This window comes from Shigella sp. FC1967, assembly GCF_001743005.1.
In the GTDB taxonomy this organism is placed as follows: Bacteria; Pseudomonadota; Gammaproteobacteria; order Enterobacterales; family Enterobacteriaceae; genus Proteus.
On the sequence record NZ_MIIZ01001467.1, the window covers coordinates 1 to 338 of the forward strand.

Sequence of the window (338 nt, forward strand, 5' to 3'; positions counted from 1 at the left end):
CTTATCACCTTCCTCCCCGCTGAAAGTACTTTACAACCCTAAGGCCTTCTTCATACACGCGGCATGGCTGCATCAGGCTTGCGCCCCATTGTGCAATATTCCCCACTGCTGCCTCCCGTAGGAGTCTGGGCCGTGTCTCAGTCCCAGTGTGGCTGATCATCCTCTCAGACCAGCTAGAGATCGTCGCCTAGGTGAGCCATTACCCCACCTACTAGCTAATCCCATATGAGTTCATCCGATAGCGCAAGGTCCGAAGAGCCCCTGCTTTGGTCCGTAGACGTCATGCGGTATTAGCCACCGTTTCCAGTAGTTATCCCCCTCTATCGGGCAGATCCCCA

At 55.0% G+C, this 338-nt stretch carries 1 rRNA gene; it reads right to left on the minus strand.

Annotated elements, in window-relative coordinates:
- Nucleotides 1–338 (minus strand): 16S ribosomal RNA (locus tag BHE89_RS23075); the annotation flags it as partial.